Source organism: Pseudomonas sp. VEM90 (genome assembly GCF_054611535.1).
Map to the genome: position 1 here is coordinate 104,892 of NZ_JBTRAR010000007.1, position 25,777 is coordinate 130,668.

The 25,777-nt window shown below is 62.6% G+C and carries 22 protein-coding genes; 12 read left to right on the forward strand and 10 right to left on the reverse strand.

Annotated elements, in window-relative coordinates:
- The first annotated feature begins 49 nt into the window (after positions 1-49).
- Together nspC and ACYCCG_RS09395 are read left to right on the forward strand one after the other, a co-directional pair.
- Positions 50-1,147, forward strand: coding sequence for a carboxynorspermidine decarboxylase (gene nspC, locus ACYCCG_RS09390; protein WP_003248125.1), 1,098 nt, complete (start codon positions 50-52; stop codon positions 1,145-1,147).
- Positions 1,148-1,179: 32 nt separating this feature from the next.
- Positions 1,180-2,424 carry a saccharopine dehydrogenase family protein gene (locus ACYCCG_RS09395; RefSeq protein WP_459670133.1) on the forward strand — a complete coding sequence of 415 codons (1,245 nt, stop codon included), beginning with the start codon at positions 1,180-1,182 and terminating at the stop codon, positions 2,422-2,424.
- 131 nt (positions 2,425-2,555) lie between these two features.
- On the opposite strand, the gene ACYCCG_RS09400 is transcribed toward ACYCCG_RS09395, so the two are convergent.
- Complete coding sequence (locus ACYCCG_RS09400) at positions 2,556-3,602, reverse strand: class I SAM-dependent methyltransferase (RefSeq protein WP_176684604.1); 1,047 nt, start codon at positions 3,600-3,602, stop codon at positions 2,556-2,558.
- A 244-nt stretch (positions 3,603-3,846) separates the two neighbouring features.
- Between ACYCCG_RS09400 and ACYCCG_RS09405 the strand changes: the two genes are divergently transcribed.
- The 3 genes from ACYCCG_RS09405 to ACYCCG_RS09415 all read left to right on the forward strand — a co-directional run bounded on the left by ACYCCG_RS09405 (position 3,847) and on the right by ACYCCG_RS09415 (position 7,376).
- On the forward strand, positions 3,847-5,175 hold the full coding sequence (locus ACYCCG_RS09405; RefSeq protein ID WP_176684605.1) for a UDP-glucose dehydrogenase family protein: 1,329 nt from the start codon (positions 3,847-3,849) through the stop codon (positions 5,173-5,175).
- 141 nt (positions 5,176-5,316) lie between these two features.
- Entirely contained in the window at positions 5,317-6,537 is a 1,221-nt protein-coding gene (locus ACYCCG_RS09410; protein WP_176684606.1) for a putative DNA modification/repair radical SAM protein, read from the forward strand.
- Positions 6,528-7,376 (forward strand): TIGR03915 family putative DNA repair protein, encoded by an 849-nt coding sequence (locus tag ACYCCG_RS09415; protein WP_459670136.1) that lies wholly within the window; start codon positions 6,528-6,530, stop codon positions 7,374-7,376. The genes ACYCCG_RS09410 and ACYCCG_RS09415 overlap by 10 nt, the downstream gene beginning before the upstream one ends.
- Positions 7,377-7,438: 62 nt before the next feature.
- Here ACYCCG_RS09415 and ACYCCG_RS09420 read toward each other — a convergent pair whose 3' ends face one another.
- The 3 genes from ACYCCG_RS09420 to ACYCCG_RS09430 form a co-directional block, all read right to left on the reverse strand.
- Positions 7,439-8,410, reverse strand: coding sequence for a 5-oxoprolinase subunit C family protein (locus tag ACYCCG_RS09420; RefSeq protein ID WP_339443138.1), 972 nt, complete (start codon positions 8,408-8,410; stop codon positions 7,439-7,441).
- Complete coding sequence (locus ACYCCG_RS09425) at positions 8,407-9,294, reverse strand: 5-oxoprolinase subunit B family protein (RefSeq protein ID WP_209966379.1); 888 nt, start codon at positions 9,292-9,294, stop codon at positions 8,407-8,409. Before ACYCCG_RS09425 ends, ACYCCG_RS09420 begins: the two co-directional genes overlap by 4 nt.
- 92 nt (positions 9,295-9,386) lie before the next feature.
- Positions 9,387-10,145 carry a 5-oxoprolinase subunit PxpA gene (locus ACYCCG_RS09430; protein ID WP_209966381.1) on the reverse strand — a complete coding sequence of 253 codons (759 nt, stop codon included), beginning with the start codon at positions 10,143-10,145 and terminating at the stop codon, positions 9,387-9,389.
- 120 nt (positions 10,146-10,265) lie between these two features.
- Between ACYCCG_RS09430 and ACYCCG_RS09435 the strand changes: the two genes are divergently transcribed.
- The 4 genes from ACYCCG_RS09435 (at position 10,266) to ACYCCG_RS09450 (ending at position 14,954) form a co-directional block, all read left to right on the forward strand.
- Positions 10,266-11,183 carry a LysR family transcriptional regulator gene (locus tag ACYCCG_RS09435; protein ID WP_209966383.1) on the forward strand — a complete coding sequence of 306 codons (918 nt, stop codon included), beginning with the start codon at positions 10,266-10,268 and terminating at the stop codon, positions 11,181-11,183.
- A 191-nt stretch (positions 11,184-11,374) separates the two neighbouring features.
- Entirely contained in the window at positions 11,375-13,441 is a 2,067-nt protein-coding gene (gene treS, locus ACYCCG_RS09440; protein WP_209966385.1) for a maltose alpha-D-glucosyltransferase, read from the forward strand.
- A gap of 172 nt (positions 13,442-13,613) precedes the next feature.
- Entirely contained in the window at positions 13,614-14,243 is a 630-nt protein-coding gene (locus ACYCCG_RS09445) for a riboflavin synthase subunit alpha (RefSeq protein ID WP_209966387.1), read from the forward strand.
- Positions 14,244-14,252: 9 nt separating this feature from the next.
- On the forward strand, positions 14,253-14,954 hold the full coding sequence (locus ACYCCG_RS09450) for a YoaK family protein (protein ID WP_209966390.1): 702 nt from the start codon (positions 14,253-14,255) through the stop codon (positions 14,952-14,954).
- Here ACYCCG_RS09450 and proP read toward each other — a convergent pair whose 3' ends face one another.
- The 6 genes from proP to glaH all read right to left on the reverse strand — a co-directional run bounded on the left by proP (position 14,955) and on the right by glaH (position 22,652).
- Positions 14,955-16,457, reverse strand: coding sequence for a glycine betaine/L-proline transporter ProP (gene proP / locus ACYCCG_RS09455; RefSeq protein WP_209966392.1), 1,503 nt, complete (start codon positions 16,455-16,457; stop codon positions 14,955-14,957).
- A 158-nt stretch (positions 16,458-16,615) separates the two neighbouring features.
- Entirely contained in the window at positions 16,616-17,590 is a 975-nt protein-coding gene (hemB, locus tag ACYCCG_RS09460; RefSeq protein ID WP_010953815.1) for a porphobilinogen synthase, read from the reverse strand.
- 196 nt (positions 17,591-17,786) lie between these two features.
- Complete coding sequence (locus ACYCCG_RS09465; RefSeq protein ID WP_339443139.1) at positions 17,787-18,680, reverse strand: PA4780 family RIO1-like protein kinase; 894 nt, start codon at positions 18,678-18,680, stop codon at positions 17,787-17,789.
- A gap of 87 nt (positions 18,681-18,767) precedes the next feature.
- A complete protein-coding gene (gene gabP, locus ACYCCG_RS09470) occupies positions 18,768-20,159 on the reverse strand; it encodes a GABA permease (protein ID WP_176684614.1) in 1,392 nt (463 codons plus the stop codon).
- Between the two features lie 150 nt (positions 20,160-20,309).
- Positions 20,310-21,560, reverse strand: a complete 1,251-nt coding sequence (gene lhgO / locus ACYCCG_RS09475; protein ID WP_459670144.1) for an L-2-hydroxyglutarate oxidase — start codon at positions 21,558-21,560, stop codon at positions 20,310-20,312.
- 114 nt (positions 21,561-21,674) lie between these two features.
- Positions 21,675-22,652, reverse strand: a complete 978-nt coding sequence (glaH, locus tag ACYCCG_RS09480) for a glutarate dioxygenase GlaH (RefSeq protein ID WP_176684616.1) — start codon at positions 22,650-22,652, stop codon at positions 21,675-21,677.
- A gap of 194 nt (positions 22,653-22,846) precedes the next feature.
- Between glaH and csiR the strand changes: the two genes are divergently transcribed.
- The 3 genes from csiR (at position 22,847) to ACYCCG_RS09495 (ending at position 25,666) form a co-directional block, all read left to right on the forward strand.
- Positions 22,847-23,542: a DNA-binding transcriptional regulator CsiR gene (csiR, locus tag ACYCCG_RS09485; protein WP_209966397.1), complete on the forward strand. Its 696-nt coding sequence runs from the start codon at positions 22,847-22,849 to the stop codon at positions 23,540-23,542.
- Positions 23,543-23,616: 74 nt separating this feature from the next.
- Positions 23,617-24,297 carry a response regulator transcription factor gene (locus ACYCCG_RS09490; protein ID WP_339443140.1) on the forward strand — a complete coding sequence of 227 codons (681 nt, stop codon included), beginning with the start codon at positions 23,617-23,619 and terminating at the stop codon, positions 24,295-24,297.
- Positions 24,275-25,666 (forward strand): sensor histidine kinase, encoded by a 1,392-nt coding sequence (locus ACYCCG_RS09495; protein ID WP_176684619.1) that lies wholly within the window; start codon positions 24,275-24,277, stop codon positions 25,664-25,666. The genes ACYCCG_RS09490 and ACYCCG_RS09495 overlap by 23 nt, the downstream gene beginning before the upstream one ends.
- The last annotated feature ends 111 nt before the right edge of the window (positions 25,667-25,777 follow it).

The window sequence follows — 25,777 nt, forward strand, 5'->3', positions numbered from 1 at the left end:
AGGCACAATGCGTGTCCTTTTTTTGGCCGGCCTGGCCGGGGGCCTTTAAATGATCAAGACGCCGTATTACCTCATCGATAAAACCAAGCTGCTCAGCAACATGGAGAAGATCGCCTACGTGCGCGAACACTCCGGTGCCAAGGCGCTGCTCGCCCTCAAGTGCTTCGCCACCTGGTCGGTGTTCGACCTGATGCAGCAGTACATGGACGGTACTACCTCGTCCTCCCTGTTCGAGCTCAAGCTCGGCCGCCAGAAGTTCGCCGGCGAAACCCATGCCTATAGCGTGGCCTGGGCCGACGACGAGGTCGAGGAGATGCTTGAGAACTGCGACAAGATCATCTTCAACTCGATCGGCCAGCTGCAGCGCTTTGCCGAACAGTCCGAAGGCAAGGTGCGTGGTCTGCGCGTCAACCCGCAGGTCAGCAGCTCCGACTACCTGCTGGCCGACCCGGCCCGCCCGTTCAGCCGCCTGGGCGAATGGGACCCGGCCAAGATCGAGCAGGTGATCGAACAGATCTCCGGCTTCATGTTCCACAACAACTGCGAGAACGGTGACTTCGGCCTGTTCGACAAGATGCTCACGCACATCGAAGAGCGTTTCGGCCACCTGCTGCACAAGGTCGAGTGGGTCAGCCTTGGTGGCGGCATTCACTTCACCGGTGAAGACTATGCAGTAGACGCCTTCTGCGCGCGCCTGAAGGCGTTCTCGGAAAAATACGGCGTGCAGGTTTATCTGGAACCTGGCGAAGCCGCCATCACCAACAGCGCCTCGCTGGAAGTGACCGTGCTCGACACCCTGTACAATGGCAAGCACCTGGCCGTGGTCGACAGCTCGATCGAAGCGCACCTGCTCGACCTGCTGATCTACCGCCTCAACGCCAAGATGGCCCCCAATGACGGCGAGCATACCTACATGGTCTGCGGCAAGTCATGCCTGGCCGGTGACATCTTCGGCGAGTATCAATTCGACCGTCCGCTGGCCATTGGCGATCGCCTGTCGTTCATCGACACGGCAGGTTACACCATGGTCAAGAAAAACTGGTTCAACGGGCTGAAGATGCCTTCCATCGTGGTCAAGCAGCTCGACGGCAGCGTCGAAGTCGTCCGCGAGTTCGGTTTCGAAGACTACGTTTCCAGCCTGTCGTAAGACCGGCTTTCAAGTAAGGAGCAAAAGGTAAATTGAAGAAGAACGTTCTTATCATTGGTGCAGGAGGTGTCGCCAAGGTGGTGGCCCACAAGTGCGCGCAGCATAACGACGAACTGGGTCGTATCGCTATCGCGTCACGGAACATCTCCAAATGCCAGGCCATCATCGACAGCGTCAAGGCCAAGGGTAGCCTCAAGGTGCCCGCCGACATCCAGGCCTTCTCGCTCAATGCCCTCGATGTCGAGGCAACCAAGGCGCTGATCCGCGAAACCGAATCGCAGATCGTGATCAACGTAGGTTCCGCCTTCCTCAACATGTCGGTGCTGCGTGCCTGCATCGATACGGGTGTCGCCTATCTGGACACCGCCATCCACGAAGAGCCGGGCAAGATCTGCGAGACCCCGCCGTGGTACGGCAACTACGAGTGGAAACACCTCGAAGAGTGCCAGGCAAAGAACATTACCGCCATTCTCGGCGTCGGTTTCGACCCGGGTGTGGTGAACAGCTACGCCAAGCTGGCGCAGCAGCAATATTTCGACAGCATTGAATCGATCGATATTCTCGACGTCAATGCCGGTTCGCATGGCAAGTACTTTGCCACCAACTTCGACCCGGAAATCAACTTCCGCGAGTTCACCGGGCAGGTGTGGAGCTGGCAGAACAGCCAGTGGACCAGCAACACCATGTTCGAGGTCAAGCGTACCGACGACCTGCCAGTGGTAGGTTCGCAAAACCTGTACCTGACCGGCCACGATGAAGTTCACTCGATTTCGAAGAACCTCAACGTGCCGAACGTGCGCTTCTGGATGAGCTTCGGTGAGCACTACATCAACGTGTTTACTGTTCTGAAAAATCTGGGCCTGCTCAGTGAGCAGCCGGTGAAAACCGCCGAAGGCCTGGAAGTGGTACCGCTGAAAGTGGTCAAGGCCGTACTGCCAGACCCGGCCTCGCTGGCCCCTGGCTACACCGGCAAGACCTGCATCGGTGACCTGGTCAAAGGCACCAAGGATGGCCAGCCGCGCGAAGTGTTCATCTACAACGTGGCTGACCACGAAGAAGCCTACGCCGAGACCGACAGCCAGGGCATTTCCTACACCGCCGGCGTACCGCCAGTGGCTGCCGCCCTGCTGGTCGCCCGTGGCGAGTGGGATGCCAAGCGCATGGTCAACGTCGAGGAGCTGCCAGCCGAGCCGTTCCTCAAGGCGCTGGACGTGATGGGCCTGCCGACCCGCGTCAAAGATGAAAGAGGCGATCGTCCTTGGGACGCTGAAGCCTAAGCAACAAACAGAAGGGGTGCCATGCAGCACCCCTTCTGCTTTCCAGGTCCAGGATCGCCACAGGCCTGAAAACAAGCACGTAACCTGTGGGAGCGGGCGAGCCCGCGAAGAGGCCAGTGCAGGATTATGCTCTACTTGCGAGCCTCCAGAATCAGGTTGAACGGCGTCTGCGTCGCCCGCCGGAACCTGCTGAACCCCGCCTCCTCGAAGACGGCCCGCAAGCGCGCCTCCCCGGCCTGCGCGCCCAACCCCAGTCCCACTTCCTGCGATAACGAATTGGGCGTGCAGATAAACGTCGACGCCGCATAGAACAAGCGCCCGACCGGTGTCAGGTTACCCTCCAGCGTGTCCTCGGCATAAGGCTCCACCAGCATGACCGTGCCATCCGCCTTCAAAGCACGGTAGGCATGCCGGGCTGCCCCGACCGGGTCACCCATGTCGTGCAGGCAATCGAAGAAGCACACCAGGTCATGGTCATGCCCCGGGTAGTCCTTGGCGCTGGCCTGCTGGAAGCTCACCCTCGCCTCCAAATCTGCTTCACGTGCACGCTCGTTGGCGGTTGCGATCGAAGGCTCATGATAGTCGTACCCCACGAAGGTCGACGCCGGAAACGCCTGCGCCATTACCAGTGTCGAGGCGCCATGACCGCAGCCCACGTCCGCCACCTTGGCGCCCGCCTGCAGCTTGGCCACCACACCCTCCAGCGCCGGCAGCCAATCCGCGACCAGAAAGGTGCGATACCCCGGCCGGAAAAACCGCTCGGTACCACTGAACATGCACGGGTGGTGATCGCCCCAGGCCAACCCGCCATCGCCGCGCATGGCGGCTACCAGCTTGTCCTTGTCATGGAACAGTGCAGCCACCACTGCCGCGCCGCCGGCCATATAGGCCGGGGAGTCCTCCAGCGCCAGGGCCATGGCCTGCTCTTCAGGCAACACGAAACGGCCCTTGTCATGGATCATGTAGCCCGATGCCGCCTGGGCATTCAACCATTCGCGCACCAGCCGCGGGTGGCAGCCAGTCTTTTCCGCCAGTTGCTCCGGGGTGACCGCCTGGCTGTCGGCCATGGCCCGGTACAGCCCCAGTTCATCGCCGAGAATGACATTGGCCAGCGTCGCCGCTGCGCCCATGTCGCCCACCAGCTTACCCATGAAATCGTGAAGCCTTGCCTCGTCCATGACGTGCCCTCCTCTGCAAGAAGGCCATCGCCCACGAGGGCTGTCTGCTCCGGGGAGGCGGTGGTCGGTTCAAGGGTTTCCGCTCGCGGTACAACACGCTAGCGCGAGCTGTCAGTAAGTTTAGATGCTCTGCCTGGGCGACGTGGAATAACGGCCATATGGCGCAAGAGCACATCCTTCAGGTCACAATTCCTAAACATCGATGTGACATTTTTTTTCAGCTTTCCTATCAAGGAGCTGTCAAATGAAGGTCACGGTTTTCGGAACCGGCTATGTCGGCCTGACCCAGGCGGTGTGCCTGGCCCAGGTGGGGCATTCGGTGCTGTGCATGGATGTCGATGCCGATCGGGTTGCCAGCCTGAATGAAGGCCATTGCCCGATCTTCGAGCCCGGCCTTGCGCCGCTCCTGGAGAAGAACCTCGCCTGCGGTCGACTGCGCTTCACCACCGATGCCGCAGCGGCTTCCAACTATGCCCGGTTGCAGTTCATTGCCGTCGGTACTCCGCCGCAAACCGACGGCAGCGCCGACCTGAAGCACGTTTTCGCCGTGGTCGACAGCATCCTCGAACATGCTGACGGACCCAAAGTAATCGTCAACAAGTCCACCGTGCCGGTGGGTACGGTACACCGCATCAAGGCACGCATCGCCCAGGCCGTAGCCGATACCAGCCGCTTCCAGGTGATCAGCAACCCAGAGTTTCTCAAGGAAGGCTCTGCGGTGGATGACTGCTTGCGCCCCCAGCGCATCATCATCGGCGGCGCAGAAGCGGCCGAAGTGGAATTGCTACGCGAGCTTTACCTGCCGTTCAACCGCAACCGCGAAAAGTTTATGGTCATGGACGCGCGCAGTGCCGAGCTGACCAAGTACGCGGCCAATTGCATGCTGGCCACCAAGATTTCCTTCATCAACGAAATCGCCAACCTGGCCGAGCACCTGGGGGCCGATATCGAAATGGTGCGCCGTGGCATCGGCTCGGACCCGCGTATCGGTTACGACTTCATCTACGCTGGCTGCGGTTTTGGCGGCTCGTGCTTCCCCAAAGACTTGCAAGCCCTACGCCACAGTGCCGAGGCAGAAGGCTGCGAAACGCAGTTGCTGCGCGCAGTAGAGTCGGTCAACGAGCAGCAGAAGGGCCGGCTGTTCAGCAAGATCAAGCGCCACTACCCTGGCGGCCTGCGGGGCAAGGTGTTTGCCCTGTGGGGGTTGTCGTTCAAGCCCAATACCAATGATATCCGCGAAGCCTCCAGCCGGGTCCTGCTGGAAGCGTTGTGGGCCGCGGGTGCGCGGGTCCAGGCCCACGACCCTCAGGCCATGGAAGAAATCCGGCGCCTCTACGGCCCGCGTGCCGACCTGCAACTGGTGCCCTGCAAGGACGATGCATTGCAGGGCGCCGATGCCCTGGTGATCGTCACCGAATGGCAGGACTACCGTGTGCTCAACCTGGACGAAGTGCCGCAACAGCTGGCCGACCGTGTGGTGTTCGATGGCCGAAACCTGTACGAACCCGAGCACATGGCCTCGGCAGGCCTGACCTACTACGGCATCGGACGTGGCAACAATGCGCCACCTTGACTGCAGTGAATACCGGCTGGCCACTCCCCAGGCAGTCAGCCGGCTTCATCGACGCAGGGTCGTGTATGACTGGCGCAAACCACTTGCAATCCATCAAATCTCAAAATACTGTATGAATATTCAGTATAGCGAGACAGCGCCATGCAACTCATCGCCAAACTCGGCATCCTGGCCGACGCCGCCAAGTACGACGCGTCCTGCGCCAGCAGCGGCGCGCCGAAGCGTAACTCGCGCGGCGGTGACGGCCTGGGCGCTACCAACGGCATGGGTATCTGTCATAGCTACACGCCCGACGGCCGCTGCGTATCACTGCTCAAGGTACTACTGACCAACTTCTGCCTGTATGACTGCCAGTACTGCGTCAACCGCCGCTCCAGCAACGTGCCACGCGCGCGCTTCAGCCCCGAGGAAGTGGTACGCCTGACCCTGGACTTCTACCGGCGCAACTGCATCAGCGGCCTGTTCCTCAGCTCCGGCATCATCCGCTCGGCGGACTACACCATGGAGCAGCTGATCCGTGTGGCCCGGCTGTTGCGCGAAGAGCACAGCTTCCGCGGCTACATCCACCTCAAGGCCATCCCCGATGCCGACCCGCTGCTGATCGAAGAGGCCGGGCGCCTGGCCGACCGCCTCAGCGTCAACATCGAACTGCCCACCGACGCCAGCCTCAAGCGCCTGGCGCCGGAAAAGCAAGGGCGCACCATTCGCCAGGCCATGGGCGTGATTCATCAGGGCCAACAGGCTGTGGCCAACGAGCCCAGGGCGCCGCGCTTTACCCCGGCCGGGCAAAGCACCCAGGTCATCGTCGGCGCCGACAGCACCGACGACAGCACCTTGCTGCGCAATGCCGAATCGCTGTACCAAGGCTACGGCCTCAAGCGCGTGTACTATTCCGCCTTCAGCCCGATCCCTGACAGCCCCGGCAGCGTGCCCCTCGCCGCACCGCCGCTGCTGCGCGAACACCGCCTGTATCAAGCCGACTTCCTGCTGCGTGGCTATGGCTACAAGGCTGGCGAGCTGCTGGGCCACAGCGGTAACCTGGCACTGGACATCGACCCCAAACTGGCCTGGGCACTGGCCAACCGCGAAGTGTTCCCACTGGACGTGAACCGCGCCGAACCGGCGCTACTGGCGCGTATCCCCGGCATCGGCCTGCGCAGCGTACAGCGCCTGGTCGCCCTGCGCCGGGAGCGGCGCATCCGATATGACGACCTGATCCAGCTGCGCTGCGTGCTGGACAAGGCACGGCCATTCATCGTGACCAGCGACTACCGCCCGGCCCAGGCCGAATTGCGCAGCGGCTTGCTGCGAGCGCGCTTGAGTGAGCCGCCAGCGCCCGTGCAGATGGGGTTATGGGGGTGATCGCGCTCGACTGCGAGGACCTGTTCGCCACCTGGCGCGATCAGGCCCGGGGCTTGTTGGGGCATGGCATCGACCCATCGGAAGTCACTTGGTCGCAAGGCCCGATGGCGGACCTGCTGGCCGTGCCGGCAGCGCCGCCTGAAGGGCCTGGCCCTTTCCGGGCCAAAGTCCCGACCGCACTGCTGAGCCAGTTGGAGCAGGCCTCTCGCTACCGTGGCGAACAGCGCTGGAACCTGCTGTATGAAGTGCTGTGGCGCGTCGCCCATGGCGACCGCACGGCAATGCTGGCGGGTGACCGGCTGGGCAGTGAGCTGCAACGGCGCATCAAGCAGGTAACCCGCGAGGCGCATCACTTGCACGCGTTTGTACGCTTCGTGCCGCTGCCTGAGGAACTGGCTGAGCACTTGCAGCTCGATCTGGTGGCCTATCACGAGCCGGCACACGACATTCTGCACAGTGCCAGCGCGCACTTCGCCGACCGCCTGGGGCGTTTGCGCTGGTTGATTGCCACGCCACAGGATGGCATTCGCTTCGACGGCCAGGCGTTCGACTACCAGCGCCAGTGCCCCGAGCCCTGGCGCCAGTGGGCCCGCAATGCCGAAGACCCGGGCGCCGAACTCTGGCGCACCTACTACCGCCATACCTTCAACCCCGCCCGCCTGAACCCGGAAGCCTTGCGCCTGCACATGCCAGGACGGTTCTGGCGGCATTTGCCGGAAGGCATGCTGATACCGCAGCTCGAAGGCCTGGCGCGCCAAGGCAAACAGCGGGACGGCCAGGCCCTTGAGGTGGCCTCCCAATCCGGCAAGACAATCAGCAAGCCTGCACGCTCGGTGTAGCCGCGGAGCCCGTTGCGGCCCCGTCGAGACACAAGGCCGCTGCTACGCCGAAGCCATCATGCTCAACTGAAGAGCCTGGCCAGGCAGGCCAGCTTCTTCTTGTACGAACGCCGCGCCTCCAGTGCCTGCTCCAGGCTCACCGGCAGGAATCGCGCCTGTTGGTTGGGCTGCATCTGCCCGATCAGGTCGAGGTCGGCACTGATCACCGTGCCGATCATGGCGTAACCGCCCCCCGACACCGCATCGCGATGCAGGATGATCGGTTCCAACCCTGCCGGCACCTGGATCGATCCGATCGGGTAGCAGCTGTCGACGATATTCGACGGATCCGACCCGGCACCGAACGGCTGCTCGCGCGCCTGGAAACTCAAGGCGTTGCCGCCTTTGTAGCGATAGCCGATACGGTCCGCTTCGGAGCCAACCGTCCAGGCGTCGGTGAAGAAACGTTGCGCTGCCGCTTCGGTCAGGCGGTGGAAGTACAGCCCAGGCATCACCCGCAACACCACCTCGCCGCCCAGGGCCTGACGCAGGGCCATCGGCAAGCTTGCACCGGCGCGGGTCTTGCCGCTGGGCACGCCGACCGGCAACAGGTCACCGGCCATCAACTTGCGGCCCTGAAAGCCACCCAAGGCCCCCAGCGCATAGGTTGAACGGCTACCCAGCACCTCCGGCACATCGATACCGCCAGCCACTGCCAGGTAAGCCCGGGCGCCTGCAGTGGGGAAGCCAAAACGCAGCACTTGCCCGGCGCGCACGGCAAACGCCGTGTCCGGGCGCTGCTCGCGTCCATCCAGCAGCACTGGCATCTGTGCCCCGCACACCGCCACCAGCGTATCCTGCTGGAACTCCAGTTCCGGCCCCACCAGCGCACACTCCAACCCTGCGGCGCCCGCCGGGTTGCCCACCAGGTGGTTGGCGGCGCTCAGGGCATACTGGTCGAGTGCGCCGGATGGCGGAATGCCCAGGTGGTAGTAACCTTCGCGGCCAAGGTCCTGCACGGAAGTCGCCAGGCCCGGTTTGAGTACCTTGATCATGCCAGCACCTCCTGCAGCGATTTCGGGTAGCCGACCGGATCGGCGAGAAAGGCGTCCAGAGAAAACGCCACGGGACGAATGCGCAGGTCAAAACAGCCCTCCTCCACATCCGCCACCGCCTGGTCATAGGCACGGCGGTCGATGGGTTTGAACTGAACGATGTCACCCGGGCGGAAGAACACCATGTGCTCTTTCAGGTAATTCAAGGTCTGCTGCGGGTCGTAGATCGGTGCCGGGGTGACGCCAAACATCTGGTAGCCCCCAGCCCCGCGCACCGAGTAGATGCAGCCGAAGCAGCCGCCATGGCCCAGGGTGTGCTTGGGCGTGTCGGTACGGGGGCGCAGGTACTTGGGCACCTGCAGCTGCCGCTGGCGCTCGACCATCTGGAACATGAACGGCAGGCCGGCGACGAAGCCGACCATCGACACGAACCATGGCGCACCGCTGTGCGCGGCAATGAATGCGTCGACATCGGCCAGGCCGTTGATGCGCGCGGCGTACTCCAGATCAGTACTGGTCGGGTCCTGGTGGCGATCCCTAAAGCGCATCAGGGTTTCATGGGTCCAGGGGTCGTTGTACAGCACCGGAATCTCGATGATACGCGTCTGCAGCGAGCGCTCGGCCACCGCCTGCGCTTCGGCGCCGCGCACGGCCTCAAGCAGTGCCTCGGGGGCGATACGGTCCGGGTCGAAGCGGATCTGGAACGACGCGTTGGCCAGGCACACATCAAGCACGCCATCCAGGGCCAGCCGCTCCACCGCCCGGGTGACGGCCATACCCTTGAAAAAGGCCTCCAGCGACATGCTCTCGCTGACTTCGGCAAACAGGTGCTCGTCGGCGCCGAAGCTGTAACGGATCGGGGTTGTAGCAAGCGGTTCGGCCATGACAGTTCCTTTTCTTGGAATCTTTATAGAAAGGCAGGCGAAAATAAAATGCTCGGGCTCCGGCTTGTCTGTTTGCCGGATGCCTGACTGATTCAGCGCAGCGCACGCACCACGATGCCAGCCGTATCCAGGGCCCTGCGCGTGGCCTCGACCAGATCCAGCGCGCCCGGGGTGTCACTGTGCAGGCAAATGGAATCGAATTCGATGGCCAGGTCCTGGCCTTCGACCGTACGCACCACGCCTTGGCGGCAAGCGCGCAGCACCCGCTCGGCGACGGCTTGGGGCTCGTAGCCACGCACATTGCGGGTAAACACGATCGACCCGCTCAGGTCGTACTCGCGGTCGGCGTAGAACTCGCGAACTACCGGCTGGCCCAGTGCCTGGGCGATGCGACAGATCACCGAACCCGGCATGCAGAACAGCAGCAGTTCCGGCTCGATCACCCGCAGGTTTTCCACCAGCAAGCGCGCGGCTTCTTCGTCACGCGCCAGGTGCATGTACAACGCCCCGTGCGGTTTGATGTGCCGCAGACGCACGCCCTGGGCACGGGCGATTTCACGCAGCGCGCCCAATTGATAGAGCATGTCGTCCACCAGTTCCTGCGCCGAGGCATTGATATGCCGGCGGCCAAAGCCAACCAGGTCACGGAATCCCGGGTGTGCCCCCACAGCAACGCCCAGTGCCTTGGCGCGCTCGACGGTGCGGCGCATGGTGCCGGGGTCGCCGGCATGGAAACCAGTGGCGATGTTGGCGCTGCTGATGTAACCCATCAGCTCATTGTCGACGCCATCGCCAATGGTCCACGGGCCAAAGCCCTCGCCCATGTCCGAGTTGAAGTCTACTGCTTGCATGACGGCATCTCCTGGCACTTGTGACTGCATGCAAGCCACGTTAGATTCTCTACACCCCCTTGGGAAGATCTATAAACAGATGGGGTACCTTCTGAAAATCAGATACCCCGGGAGCCTACCGTGTCACTGACCCTGCGCCAGGTCCGCTACTTCGTTGCCACCGCTGAAATCGGCCAGATATCCCAAGCGGCGATCCACCTGAACATCTCCCAGTCGGCAGTGACCACGGCCATCAAGGAGCTGGAAGCGATGCTCGGTGTGCTGTTGTTCCAGCGCTCGGCCCAGGGCATGAGCCTGACCGAAGCCGGCCGGCACTTTTTGAACCGTGCCTACGTCATCCTGCGCAGTGTCGACGATGCGTTGAACAGCCCGCTTCCGGACGTGCGCGCCAGTGGCCTGTTGCGCCTGGCTGCGAGTTACACGGTGATCGGCTACTTCCTGCCGCACCACCTGCAACGCCTGGAGCACTGGCATCCGGGCGTGACCCTGGAGCTCTACGAGCAGGAACGCAGCGCCATCGAGCAAGGCCTGCTGGAAGGGCGTTTCGACATGGCGGTGGTGCTCACCGCCAACCTCACCCACCCCGACATCGTTTCGGAAACCCTGTTCAACTCCGAGCGCCGGCTGTGGCTGCCCGGGCATCACCCACTGTGCGAGCGCTCGGCCGTGAGCCTGGCCGATGTGGCCTGTGAGCCGTTCATTCTGTTGACCGTCGACGAGGCCGAGCACAGTGCCATGCGCTACTGGGAACAGGCCGGGCAACGGCCAAGCGTAAGGGTACGGACCAGCTCGGTGGAGGCCGTGCGCAGCATGGTCGCCAATGGCAGCGGTGTGGCGATCCTGTCGGACCTGGTGCACCGGCCCTGGTCGCTGGAGGGCAAGCGTATCGAGACAGTGACCATCAGCGACCCGGTCACACCGATGAGCGTGGGGTTGGCCTGGCACCGGGAACGGGCATTCAGCCCGGCGATGCACGCGGTGCGCAATTACTTCCATGATGCGTTTCTCGCACCGCAGCAGTTGTCGGCCCGGCGCTGATCCTGCCTTTGCAGGCCCGGCCTCTTCGCGGGCGCGCCCGCTCCCACAGGTGCAGCGCAAATCTTCAGCGGTATGGCAGCCTGTGGGAGCGGGCGAGCCCGCGAAGAAACCAACACCCATCTCGAGCCGAACGTTCAGGCCGCAATGCCGTCATAATCTGAGCCGGTGCCGACACGCAAAGAGGACGCGAAATGACCCAGCCCGACCCGTCATACGTCAAATGGCTCGAAGACCGCGCCATGCTCAAGGCCTCCCAGGCGCGTGCCAGCCTGTACTCAGGCCAGTCGCGACTGTGGCAACACCCCTATGCCGAGGCCCAGCCCCGCCGCGCCACCGAAATCGCCTCGGTGTGGCTGACCGTCTACCCCGACGCCATCATCGCGCCCGAGGGTTGCTCGGTGCTCGGTGCCCTGGCCCACGAAGCGTTGTGGAAGCGCCTGTCGGAGATCGGCGTACAGGGCCTGCACACCGGCCCGATCAAACTGTCCGGTGGCATCCGCGGCCGCGAACTCACCCCCAGCGTGGACGGCAACTTCGACCGCATCAGCTTCGACATCGACCCGCTGTACGGCAGCGAGCAGGAACTGATCCAGATGAGCCGCATGGCCGCTGCGCACAATGCCGTGACCATCGACGACCTGATCCCCTCGCACACCGGCAAGGGCGCCGACTTCCGCCTGGCCGAGCTCGCCCATGGCCCCTACCCGGGGCTGTACCACATGGTCGAGATCCGTGAAGAAGACTGGACGCTGCTGCCCGAGGTGCCCGCCGGGCGCGATGCGGTCAATCTCCTGCCAGCGCAGTGTGACGAGCTGAAGGCGCGCCATTACATCGTTGGCCAGTTGCAACGGGTAATCTTCTTCGAGCCGGGCGTGAAGGAAACCGACTGGAGCGCCACGCCGCCGATCACAGGCGTCGACGGCAAGACCCGGCGCTGGGTGTACCTGCACTACTTCAAGGAGGGCCAGCCGTCGCTGAACTGGTTGGACCCTACCTTCGCCGCCCAACAAATGATCATTGGTGATGCGTTGCACGCTCTGGACTGCCTCGGTGCCCGCGGCCTGCGCCTGGACGCCAACGGCTTTCTCGGCGTGGAAACCCGCGCCAGCGGTACCGCCTGGTCGGAAAGCCACCCGCTGTCGATCGTCGGCAACCAGCTGATCGGTGGCATGATCCGCAAGGCCGGCGGTTTCAGCTTCCAGGAGCTGAACCTGACCCTCGATGACATTGCGCAGATGTCCAGGGGCGGCGCCGACCTGTCCTACGATTTCATTACCCGGCCGGCCTACCAGCATGCGCTGCTGACCGGCGACACCGAGTTCCTGCGCCTGATGCTCAAGGAGATGCACGCCTTCGGCATCGACCCGGCCTCGCTGATCCATGCCCTGCAAAACCATGACGAGCTGACCGTGGAGCTGGTGCACTTCTGGACACTGCACGCGCATGACATGTACCTGTACAAAGGCCAGACCCTGCCTGGCAGCATCCTGCGCGAACATATCCGCGAAGAGATCTACGAACGGCTGTCGGGAGAACATGCCCCGTATAACCTGCGCTTCGTGACCAACGGCATTGCCTGCACCACCGCCAGCCTGATCGCTGCTGCCCTGGGTATTCGCGACCTCGAACAGATTGGCGAGGCGGATATCGAGCTGATCAAGAAGGTGCACCTGCTGCTGGTCATGTACAACGCCATGCAGCCGGGGGTGGTCGCCTTGTCCGGTTGGGACCTGGTCGGCGCCCTGCCCTTGCCCGCCGAGGCGGTTGCCGAACGCATGCTCGATGGCGATACCCGCTGGATTCACCGGGGCGGCTATGACCTCGCCGGGCTCGACCCACAGGCAGAGGTTTCAGTGCGTGGCATGCCGCGTGCCCGGGCGCTGTACGGCAGCCTCGACAGGCAGTTGGACGAGGGTGATTCATTTGCCTGCAAGGTGAAGAAACTGCTGGCTGTGCGCCAGGCCTACGGCATCGCCACCAGCCGTCAGGTGCTGGTACCTGAGGTGAGCAGCCCGGGGCTGCTGGTGATGGTGCACGAGCTGCCAGCCGGGCGGGGTATCCAGATCAGTGCGCTGAACTTCGGCCAGGACACGATTGCCGAGGAACTGCTGTTGACCGGGTTCACACCCGGGCCGGTGGTCGACATGATCAACGAGACGGTCGAAGGCGATTTGACCGAGGACGGGCGCTTGATGGTGAACCTGGACCCGTACGAGGCGCTGTGCCTGCGGATCGTCAACAGCAGCGGGCATGTTTGAATCTGCAGTGGCCCTGCCGTCGGCAAACCGGTTTCGCCCACAAGCACGCCGCCTGCCCAACGCTGGCGCCAGACCCGCAAGCCGGCTTGCCAACCAAGAAGCCGGTCTTGCATTTACTGCGCTACGGGCATAGCGTTCGGAAGTTTTCTTTTCCGTGCCCAGGAGCAACACCATGTACACCGGCATCGTCCAGGCCGTCCGCCCTCTGCTTGATGTGACCACCTACCCGGGCCACAACCAGTTCACCATCGACCTCACCCCGGAACTGCTCGACGAGCTGAAGATTGGTGCCAGCGTCAGTGTCGAAGGTACCTGCCTGTCCGTGACCGAAATCGACGGCAGCCAGGTCAGGTTCGACGCCATGACCGCGACCCTCGAGCGCACCAATCTGCGCAACTTCAAGCCCGGCCAGCGCGTGAACATCGAACGCTCAGCGAAGATGAACGCCGAAGTCGGCGGCCACCTGATGGCCGGCCACATCGCCACCACCGCCGAAATCGTCGAGCTGTCGATCAAGGAAACCGGCGCCTTCATCAAGTTCCGCATGCCGCCGCAATGGGGCAAGTACGTGTTCCCGCGCGGTTTCATCGGGGTCAATGGCTGCAGCCTGACGGTCGCTGACGTGGAGGACAACGTGATCACCATCAACCTGATCCCGGAAACCCTGCGGCAGACCACCTTCGCCAGTTACCACACAGGTGAACTGCTCAACATCGAGGTCGACCACCAGACCATGGTGCTGGTCGATGTGGTAGAGCGCACCATCAAAGGTACCCTGGCCCGCGAAAACCTGCTGCCCTGAGGCCTGCACATGCTCCCTAACGCCCTCCCCGCGCGCACAGCCAGGCGTTTGCGCCTGCAGGTAATGCGTGGTCGCGTCGGCCTCGGCCTGGTCGCTGCCCTGTCGGTGCTGGCCGGCATGACCGATGCCATCGGCCTGCTGGCACTGGGCGATTTCGTGTCGTTCATGAGTGGCAACACCACACGCCTGGCGGTGGCCATCAGTGAAGCAGACCTGGCCCTTGTGCTACGCCTCAGTGGCGCGGTACTGGGCTTTGTCGCGGGCAATGCGCTGGGTGTGCTCCTGGCTCGCGGATTGCGTCGTCGAGCCTGGCCGGTGCTGTTGGTGGTTGCCGCACTGCTGGCTTTCGCGGCAGCGTGGCCGTTGCCTGCCACCTTCCCTGCGCTGTTGGCCACCACGCTGGCCATGGGCATGATCAATGCGGTAGTCGAGCAGGTGAATGGCCTGCCCATCGGCCTGACTTATGTGACTGGCGCTCTGTCGCGTTTCGGCCGCGGCCTGGGGCGCTGGCTGCTGGGCGAGCGGCGCAATGGCTGGCGGGTGCAGTTGGTGCCTTGGGCAGGCATGCTGCTGGGCGCCGCACTGGGCGCCTGGTTGCAACAACACCTGGGCCTGCAGGCGCTGGCCGGCAGCTGCGCGCTGGCCTGCGTGCTGGCGCTGGTATCGCGGTTCATCCCGCGGTCCTGGCAGCGTGGCTACATGCCGCGCTGATCATTCGATACGCGGGTGCTGCAGGGCCAGTTTCTCGCGCTTGGCTTCCAGCTCGGCGATCTGCGCATCGATGTCCTCGATTTTCTGCTCGATGTTGTCGTGGTGCTCCTGCAGCAGTTCACGCGCCTCTTCGATGTCCGATGCCGCAGGTGCCGCGCCGCGCAGGGGCTTGTTGGCGGTTTCCTTCATGGTCAGGCCGGTGATCAGGCCGACAGCGGCGATCACCATCAGGTAATAGGCCGGCATGTACAGATCGCCTGTGCTCTCCACCAGCCACGCAGCGAGGGTCGGGGTAAGGCCGGCGATCAGCACCGAGATGTTGAAGGCGCTGGCCAGGGCACTGTAGCGGATGTGCGTGGGGAACATGGCCGGCAGCGTCGAGGCCATCACGCCGATGAAGAAATTCAGCAACACGGCAATGATCAGCAGGCCGGCGAAAATAAACCCGAGCACGCCACTGTTGATCAGCATGAATGCCGGAATGGCCAAGGCCAACAGGCCGACACTGCCGACGATGATGAACGGCCGTCGGCCGAACTTGTCGCTGAGCAGACCGATCATAGGCTGCACGAACAGCATGCCAACCATGATCGCGATGATGATCAGCACGCCATGGTCTTCGCTGTATTGCAGGTTGTGCGACAGGTAGCTGGGCATGTAGGTAAGCAGCATGTAGTAGGTGACGTTGGTGGCGATTACCACGCCGATACAGGTCACCAGACTGCGCCAGTGCTGGGTGGCCACTTCCTTGAACGACACCTTGGGCCCGGAGGCCAGGCCTTCACGATCGCCCTGCTCCAGCTTGTCGACGTGCTGCTGGAACGCAGGTGTTTCTTCCAGCGCATGGCGCAGGTAGAGCCCGATGATGCCCAGCGGCAGGGCCAGGAAAAACGGCAGGCGCCAGCCCCATTCGAGGAACTGTTCTTCACCCAGAACCGTGGAAATGAGCACCACCACCCCTGCGCCCAGCACAAAGCCGGCAATCGAACCGAAGTCCAGCCAGCTGCCGAGAAAGCCGCGCTTGCGGTCAGGCGCGTACTCGGCAACGAAGATCGAGGCGCCGGTGTATTCACCGCCCACCGAAAAGCCCTGGGCCATCTTGGCCAGCAGCAACAGGATCGGCGCCCAGATACCAATGCTTGCATAGGACGGTATCAGGCCGATGGCGAAGGTGCTCAGGGACATGATCACGATGGTCGCGGCGAGGATTTTCTGCCGCCCGAACCTGTCGCCCAAGGCACCGAAGAACAACCCGCCAAGAGGCCGGATCAGGAATGGCACCGAGAAGGTGGCCAGGGCCGCGATCATTTGCACGCTGGGGTCGGCGTTGGGGAAGAACACCTTGCCCAAGGCATAAGCAACGAAACCGTATACGCCAAAGTCGAACCACTCCATGGCGTTGCCCAGCGCGGCGGCTGTGATCGCCTTCTTCATCTTGGCGTCGTCGACGATGGTGATGTCCTTCAGGCCGATTGGCTGGACGCTTTTCTTGCGAGGTTTCATACCCGTATCCCTGTCGATGAATGCTCTAAGGGATCAGATACAACAGGACACTAAATAATTCAGCGCTTACTGTTTTTTTGTGCGTTTGCGGCACCACCAAACGGCGCCCAAAGAAAAGCCGCTGCAATGGCAGCGGCTTTCATGCCGAAGGCCTGGCTTCAGATACCTTCGCGCGCCAGGTCCATGGCGAAGTAGGTCAGGATCAGGTCGGCACCGGCACGCTTGATTGCGCCAATGCTTTCGCGCACCACCCGGCCTTCGTCGATGGCACCGGCCAGGCCACCGAACTTGATCATCGCATACTCGCCACTCACCTGGTACGCCGCCAGTGGCAGGCGCGAAGCGGCGCGGATGTCGGCGATCACATCAAGGTAGGCACCGGCCGGCTTGACCATCAGCACGTCCGCCCCTTCCTGCTCGTCGAGCAGCGACTCGCGCACCGCTTCGCGGCGGTTCATCGGGTTCATCTGGTAGCTTTTGCGGTCGCCTTTCAGTGCGGTGCCACCGGCCTCACGGAACGGGCCATACAACGACGAGGCGAACTTGGTGGAATAGGCCATGATCGCGGTGTCGTGGAAGCCGGCACCGTCCAGGGCGCTGCGGATTGCCTGCACCTGGCCGTCCATCGCCGCCGAAGGGGCAATGAAGTCGGCACCGGCAGCGGCGGCGATGACAGCCTGCTTGCCCAGGTTGGCCAGGGTGGCGTCGTTGTCCACGCCATGGTCATGCAGCACGCCGCAGTGGCCGTGGCTGGTGTATTCGCAGAAGCAGGTGTCGGACATCACCACCATTTCCGGCACGGTGTCCTTGCAGATACGCGACATGCGCGCAACCAGGCCGTTTTCGTTCCAGGTGTCGCTGCCGTCAGCATCCAGGTGGTGCGATACGCCAAAGGTCATCACCGACTTGATACCGGCGCGGGCATAGCGCTCGATTTCCTGGGCCAACAGCTTCTCGGGGATACGGTTGACACCGGGCATGCTGGTGATCGGCACGAAATCATCGATGCCCTCTTCGACGAAGATCGGCAGGATCAGGTCTTCAAGGCGGAACTCGGTTTCCTGGAAGATCGTGCGCAGGGACTCGTTCTGGCGCAGGCGGCGGGGACGAACGGACGGGAATTGGTTGGACATGACAGCTCCAGGGAATTTGAACGGCGTATACCTTATGCCTGTCGCGCGCCAGTGAAAAGGCTAAATGACGAGATTGTGTCTTGCGTCAATGGCAACGCCCGGGGTTTGCCTGTGTTGGCCTCTTCGCGGGTAAACCCGCGCCTGCAAATCCAGTAGGAGCGGGTTCACCCGCGAAGCGGCCGGCACAGGCACTGAATTACTGCAACCAGGGCGGCGTCACCTCCTCTGCCTTGGCCGGCCCATGCTCAGCCTCGGCGCGTGCCGCACGGCGGCGAGCGTCGTCCATACGGGCGGCGTCGATCTCGCGCATCACCCCGGTTACGTCAGCCTCATGTTCGTCATCCTCGAACACCCCGGTCAACGGGCTGTCGGGCAGCAACTCGCCGGCCTCGTACAACGCCCACATCTCCTGCGCATAGCGGGTGCTTTTCAGCTCCGGGGCAAAGCGCCCGAAATAATGGGCCATGTTGTCCACATCGCGCTGCAGCATGCTGAAGGCGTGGTTGTTGGCGGCTGCATCCACTGCCTGCGGCAAGTCGATGATCACCGGCCCGTCCGGGCCGAGCAACACGTTGAACTCGGACAGATCACCATGCACCATTCCGGCGCACAGCATCAGCACGATCTGGCGAATGACGAAGGCATGGAACGCGCGGGCATCTTCAACTTCCAGGTGTACGTCGTTCAGGCGCGGGGCCGCATCGCCATCGGCATCGGTCACCAGCTCCATCAGTAGCACGCCGTCCTGGAAGTCGTAAGGCTTGGGCACCCTTACGCCCGCACCGGCCAAACGGAACAGCGCAGCCACTTCGGCGTTCTGCCAGGCATCCTCGGCTTCTTTGCGGCCGTACTTGCTGCCCTTGGCCATGGCCCGGGCCTGACGGCTGTTGCGCACCTTGCGGCCTTCCTGGTATTCGGCGGCCTGGCGGAAACTGCGCTTGTTGGCTTCTTTATAGACCTTGGCGCAGCGTACCTCGTTGCCACAGCGCACCACATACACAGCGGCTTCCTTGCCACTCATCAACGGCCGGAGTACTTCGTCGACCAGGCCGTCTTCGATCAACGGTTCGATTCTTTTAGGTGTCTTCATCAGGCTGCGTTCAGGGTCCTGGCTTTGTTGACGGACATCCTCTCACAGCCTGATGCGACTTGCTCGTCTGTCTTCAGGCCAGACGAATCAGGCGCGCTGCCCTACGCCAGCCACGGCCCCGCCGCGCGCCCGGCGCCGGGTGACCAGCACCCCCGAGCACACCACCAACACCGCCAGCACCATCGTCGAGACCACTTCCAGGCGATGATCCGGGCGGAACAGCATCAATACCAGTACGCCGCTGATGAACAGGATCACGCCCCAGGTCAGCCACGGGAACAGCCACATGCGGTAACCGAGTGTCTTGCCCTGTGCCGTCAGGCGCTGGCGCAAGCGCAACTGGGAAATGGCGATGACCAGATACACCAGCAGGGCAATGGCGCCGGAGCTTGCCATGAGGAAGCCAAACACCTTGGCCGGCACCAGGTAGTTGGCGATCACCGCCAGGAATGCAGCCCCCGTCGACAACAACACGGCCACCACGGGTGTACCACTGCGGCTGGTTATCTGGGCACAGGCCGGGGCATCACCACGACGGCTAAGCGAATAGACCATGCGCGAGGCGGTGTACAGCGAGGAGTTGAGGCAACTGGTCACCGAGGTCAGCACCACGAAGTCGATGATGGCCTTGGCATTTGGCACGCCCAAGGTGTCCAGCACCGTGACATAAGAGCCTTCGGTAGCCAGGCGTGGGTCGGTCCACGGTACCAGTGCGATGACGATGAAGATCGACAGGATGTAGAACAGCGTTATCCGCCAGATCACCGAATTGGTGGCCTTGGAAATATGCTTGCCCGCCTCGTCGGATTCAGCCGCAGCAATGGTCACCACCTCGGCCCCGAGGAACGAGAACATGGTGATCAGCATGGCGCTCAGCACCGCACCAAAGCCGTTGGGCATGAAGCCCCCGGTATCCCACAGGCGCGAAACGCCGCTGACGCCGGACCCCGGCAACAGACCGAAAATGGCGCAGACACCCAGGGCGATGAAGCAGACAATGGCCACCACCTTGACCAGTGCCAACCAGAACTCGAACTCACCGTAGTTCTTCACGCTGAACAGGTTGGTGGCCGTCAGCAGTAACGTGATCACCAACGACAACACCCAGATCTCCATCTGCGGGACCCAGGAGTTGATGATGGTAGCGGCGATATTGGCCTCGATCGGGATGATCAGCACCCAGAACCACCAGTACAGCCAACCGATGGTATAACCGGCCCACTTGCCGATGGCGAGGTCAGCATAGGTTGAGAACGAGCCGGTATCTGGGGATGCAACGGCCATTTCGGCCAGCATGCGCATCACCAGCACCACCAGGCCGCCCGCCAGGATATAGGCCAGGATGGTGGCCGGCCCCGCTTCGGCGATGGCGCGGCCAGAGCCGACAAACAGCCCGGCGCCGATCACGCCGGCAATGGACAGCATGGTGACATGCCGTGATTTCAATCCATGACTCAAATTGTTCTTGTGGGTTTGCATGGCGCTACCTTGTTGTTTTTGTCATGCCCACGCAGGGGCCGCCGGCTGCACGTCACCGACGCAGGCGCGAAAAAGCCCGCCCTGCCCTGAATGGTGAGCAGGGCAGTACGGGTTGAGTAAAACGAAACCGCAAAAGGTGTTACTGGGCTGTCAGCTGGCAGCCCTCTGGTTGGCCGACAGGTCGGCCTTGGGGAAGCTGCCGCCCTGCAGGCCGACCTGCTCGCACACTTTCTCGACGATGTAGGCGCCGATCGGTATGGCCGAAGTAGCGGCTGGCGACGGTGCGTTGCACACGTTGACACTGCGTGCAGTGTTGACGAACAGGAAATCGTCGATCAGCTTGCCGTCGCGCGACACCGCCTGGGCACGCACGCCGGCCGGGTAAGGCGTGAGGTCGGCTTTGGTAATGCTCGGGCAGTACTTCTGCACCTGCTTGAGGTACCCGCCCTTGAACAGCGAGTTCTTCATCTCGATCAGGCCCGGGCGGAAGTTCTTCGCCAGCACCTTGAGGATGCCGGGCGTGGTCAGGGTCTGGAACAGGTCGCTGGGGCTGACATCGGTCTTGCGGTAGCCCTCGCGCTTCATCGCCAGGACGGCGTTGGGGCCTACGGTGACGGTACCGTCGATCATGCGGGTCAGGTGCACCCCCAGGAAGGGCATCGACGGGTCGGGAATCGGGTAGATCAGGTGGTTGACGATCTGATTGTGCTGCTTGGGCAACAGGTAGTATTCGCCACGGAACGGGCAGATCACGAACTCGGTACGCAGCCCGAGCATGCCCACCACGCGGTCGGCCATCAGCCCCGAGCAGGTCACCAGGAAACGGCTGCGCAATTCATCACGCGGGGTGCGCACGATCACTTCACTTGTCTGCTCCTGCAGGCCGACCACTTCTGCGCCATAGCGGATTTCGCCACCGGCACGCTGGAACTCTGCCGCCATCGCAGCAGTCACCTGGGCGTAATTGACGATGCCGCTGGACGGCACGAAGATGCCCCCCATACCAACGATGTTGGGCTCACGCTCGCGCAACTCGTCAGCCGACAGCCAGTAGCGCTCCAGGCCATTGGCCGCGGTGCGCTCCCACAGCGCCTTCATGCGCTGCATTTCCAGATCGTTGGTGGCGACCAACAGCTTGCCGCACTCATCGAAGCGGATGCCGTGCTGGGTGCAGAAGGCTTTGGTCGCCTTGTTGCCTTCAAGGCAGAAGCGCGCCTTGAGGCTGCCGGGGGTGTAATACACGCCGGCGTGGATCACGCCGCTGTTATGGCCGGTCTGATGGCGGGCCGGACCAGACTCTTTCTCCAGCAGGAGCATCTTCGCATCCGGGTAGACCTTGATCAGGTGCATGGCCGTGGACATGCCCACAATCCCGCCGCCAATAATGATGAAATCGTACACAGCCTTACCTCACACGCAGGCATTGCCTGGCAGGCTCACCAAGGCCCGCACGGGGCCTGGTGGCATTGTTATGTGCAAAAACGCGTGGACGAGCGCCCGCCCCGCGCCCTGTCATTATTGCCCGCGCTGGTACAGCGGCTTGGGGAAGGCGACGTAACCACGCTGGCGCATCAGTTCGCGGCGCAGGCCCTCGTGCGGGGTGAAGCGATCGCGGCCATGCAGCCAGAACAGGTTGTTGATCAACAGGAAACTGCCTACGCCTACCGGTACCGAGACCTTCTTGCCGCTGCCTTCCAGCGACTCGGACAAGGCGTTCAGCCAGATACCTTCCTCGTAGTTTTCCGGCTGCACGAACTGGTCAATGTAGCGCATGGTCGGCCGGCCTTCGGCATCGGTGTCGAATACCGAATGGAACACATCTTCGGCAACCTTTTTGCTCGGCGGCGCGGTCCAGCGCATTTCGCGACGGGCCATCGGGTGACGGAAGAACGCCTCGCACTCCTCCCAGTCGTCCAGATGCAGCAGCAGCGAGTTGCCGCCTTCCATGTTCTTTTCGTCGATCTTCAGCATCAGCACGTAGTCGGTGATCTGGTTCACGAACGTGCCGTCGTTGTGCAGTTCCATGACCCGGTGCGGCTGGCGCAGGTAGCTGTCGGAGTTGTCGCTGTTGACCACCACGAAGCGCGCATAGAACTGGCCACTCATGGCGTCATAGTTGGAACGGCCGATCAAGTGGGCGCAGGCGGTGGTGAACTTGACCATGTCTTCGGCCTGGCTCACGTCATCCAGGCCGACCGGGGTAATCAGCATGCCGCCTGTGGCGCGGTCGAGGATGGTGTTGAGCAGCACCGGGCGCAGTGTGCCCTGGCACAGCTCGTCAAGGATTTCGCCTACGCGAAAACGCAGGAACGACTTGTACTCCAATGCCTGCACCGGCCATTGGGCAACGGCCTGCACGAACGCTTCGACGGTTTCACGGGCAAAGGTCAGTTCCAGCAGGCGCGGCGACTGTTTCGAGGGGGCGATGGAATAGCCCTGCGGTTCGAGTGGCAGCGGCATGACAAGTTCGTCGATCTGCGTAAAGGCGTTCATGGCAATGTCCTGGCTAAAAAGTAGGTGGCGCCGTCCGGTAATGACCTGGATCAGTGCGGGCGAGGTAAAAATATCGCCACAAAATCAAAATGTCTACATTTTTATGATTCGGCGACAATATTTGTGTTTGTCCATTGTTTTTCGCCGACAGAGGGTTTCGGTATGATCGGCAAAACGTTTTGAGGAACAGGATCTTGGAAGCGCTCGCCCCCCGACAAAACTCAGCATTCAGCGGGTATGAGAGGCTCAAGCAGGACATCATCCGCGGGGTGTTCAAGCCCGGTGAAAAGCTGTTGATGAGTGCCCTCAAGGAACGCTACGACCTGGGTGTGGGCCCGTTGCGCGAAGCACTGTCGCAACTGGTGGCCGAGCACCTGGTCAACGCGATCAGCCAGAAAGGCTACCGGGTAGCGCCCATGTCGCTGGATGAGATGAACGACATCTACGACGCCCGCGCCAACCTGGAAGCGATGATCATCGCCCTGGCCATCGAGCGCGGCGACGACGCCTGGGAGGCGTCGGTGCTGGCCCACTCGCATACCCTGGCCAAGGTGGTAGAAGTAAAAACCCGCGAGCAGCGGCTGGATGTGTGGGACGAGCGGCACAAGGCGTTTCATACTGCCATTGCCTCGGGCTGCGGCTCCAAGCACCTGCTGCAGGCACGCACCTACCTGTTTGACCAGGCCGAGCGCTACCGCCACCTGTGGCTGACACAAACGGTGTTTTCCGAACAGGCGCTGGCGCTCAAGCGCCAGGAGCATGCGGCACTGGTCGAGGTGATCCTCGCCCGTGATGCCAAACGCGCCAGCGCCATGATGCGCGCGCACCTGATGACACCGGTACCGATCATTGCGCAGATCATGCATGCCGAAGGCATCGGTGCACGCTAGATGAATTTTTCTTAAATCGCCGGTTGTCTATTCTTTGGCACAATCAAATCTTCATTAGATGCCCGGGAACCAGCATGCCTCGCGTACTGACCATCGAAGACGACGCCGTCACCGGCCAGGAAATCGTCGCCGAACTTACCAGCCACGGCCTGGAGGTGGATTGGGCCGACAATGGCCGTGAAGGCCTGGCCAAGGCCATTGCCGGCGGCTACGACCTGATCACCCTGGACCGCATGCTGCCCGAGGTCGACGGCCTGACCATCGTCACCACCCTGCGCAACCTCAAGATCGCTACGCCGATCCTGATGATCAGCGCCCTCTCCGACGTCGATGAGCGGGTGCGCGGCCTGCGTGCCGGCGGAGACGACTACCTGACCAAGCCGTTCGCCTCCGACGAAATGGCCGCGCGAGTCGAGGTATTGCTGCGCCGCAACAGCGTGCACATGACCCAGACCCGCCTGCAGGTTGCCGATCTGGAGCTGGACCTGATCAGCCACGAAGCGCGCCGCGGTGACAATACCCTCAACCTGCTGCCCACCGAGTACAAGCTGCTGGAGTACCTGATGCGCCACAGCGGCCAGGTGATCACGCGGATGATGATTTTCGAGGAAGTCTGGGGCTATCACTTCGACCCGGGCACCAACCTGATCGACGTGCACATCGGCCGCCTGCGCAAGAAGATCGACTCCCCCGGCCAGTCGCCGCTGATCCGTACGGTACGGGGCTCCGGCTATGCCATTGCTGAACCCGTCTAAAGGCTGGAGCTCCTCTACCAGCCGCCTGCTGGCACTCTACAGCTTTCTGTTCGTGGCCTGGAGCAGCATCCTCATGGGGGTGCTGTATTTCGAGGTGTCCAGCTACCTGAGCAAACTCACCCGTCACTCCATGCTGCAGCGCCAGCACCTGTTCGCACACATGAGCGGCAAGCAGCTGGACGATGCCCTGATTGCCAGCCAGGCGTTCGAGGAGCGCAGCTTTGACGCCTACGGCCTGTTCGACCCTCAGCTCAACCCGATTGGCGGCAGCGTGCGGGCCTTGCCCCCAGAGCTCAGGCTGGACGGCAAGATCCATGAGTTGAAACGCTGCCTGGATGCCGACGACCCTCGCATGCCTCGCGACAGCTGCGACGCGGTGGCAATCAATGTACAGGATGGCCGGTGGCTGGTGCTGGTACGTGACAACGGCTCGCTGTTCGTGGTTACCCGGATTATCCTGCACGCCCTGCTCTGGGGCATCTCGCTGACCCTGATCCCGGGTTTTGCCGGTTGGTACTTGCTACGGCGCAGGCCGCTCAAGCGTATACGTGCGATCCAGGCCCAGGCCGAACTGATCGTCGCCGGCGACCTGACCCACCGCCTGCCTCTGTCGGCCCGCCGTGACGAACTGGACATGCTTGCGGCGATCGTCAATGCCATGCTCGACCGCATTGAACGGCTGATGCACGAGGTCAAGGGTGTGTGCGACAACATTGCCCATGACCTGCGCACACCGCTGACCCGCCTGCGCGCCCAGCTGTACCGTATTCGCCAGCAAAGCGACGTGGACTCTGCGCAAGCCGAAGCACTGGACCAGGCCATCGGCGAAACCGACACCTTGATGGCGCGCTTTCGCGGGTTGTTGCGCATCAGCGAGCTGGAAGACCGCCAGCGCCGCGCCGGCTTCGTCCAGCTTGACCCGCATGAGCTGCTGGTAGAGCTGCACGATTTTTACCTGCCATTGGCCGAAGATGGCGGCATTCACCTGCAGTTGCACCAACCTGCGCAGCTACCGGCACTGCACGGCGACCGCGAGCTGCTGTTCGAGGCCTTGGCGAATCTGGTGGGCAACGCGATCAAGTTCACGCCCGAGGGCGGTCGTGTGCGCATTGCCGCCACGCAGGATGACAACGGCGTGCACATGGCGATCGAGGATAGTGGGCCTGGAATTCCCGAAGCAGAGCGAACGGCTGTACTGAAACGGTTCTATCGCAGCGATGAGGGCCACCGCCATGCCGGCTTCGGGCTGGGGTTGTCGATCGTGGCGGCGATCGTCGACCTGCATGGGTTCGGGCTGGAGATTGGCGAAAGCGAATTGGGTGGGGCCAGGCTGGTATTGCACTGTCCGCTTGCGGGTCTAGGCAAATAAAAGCTGGGGCCGCTTTGCGGCCCTTCGCGGGCACGCCCGCTCCCACAGGAATAGCGCACACCTGAAATGTCGCGCCAACCTGTGGGAGCGGGCGTGCCCGCGAAGGGCTGC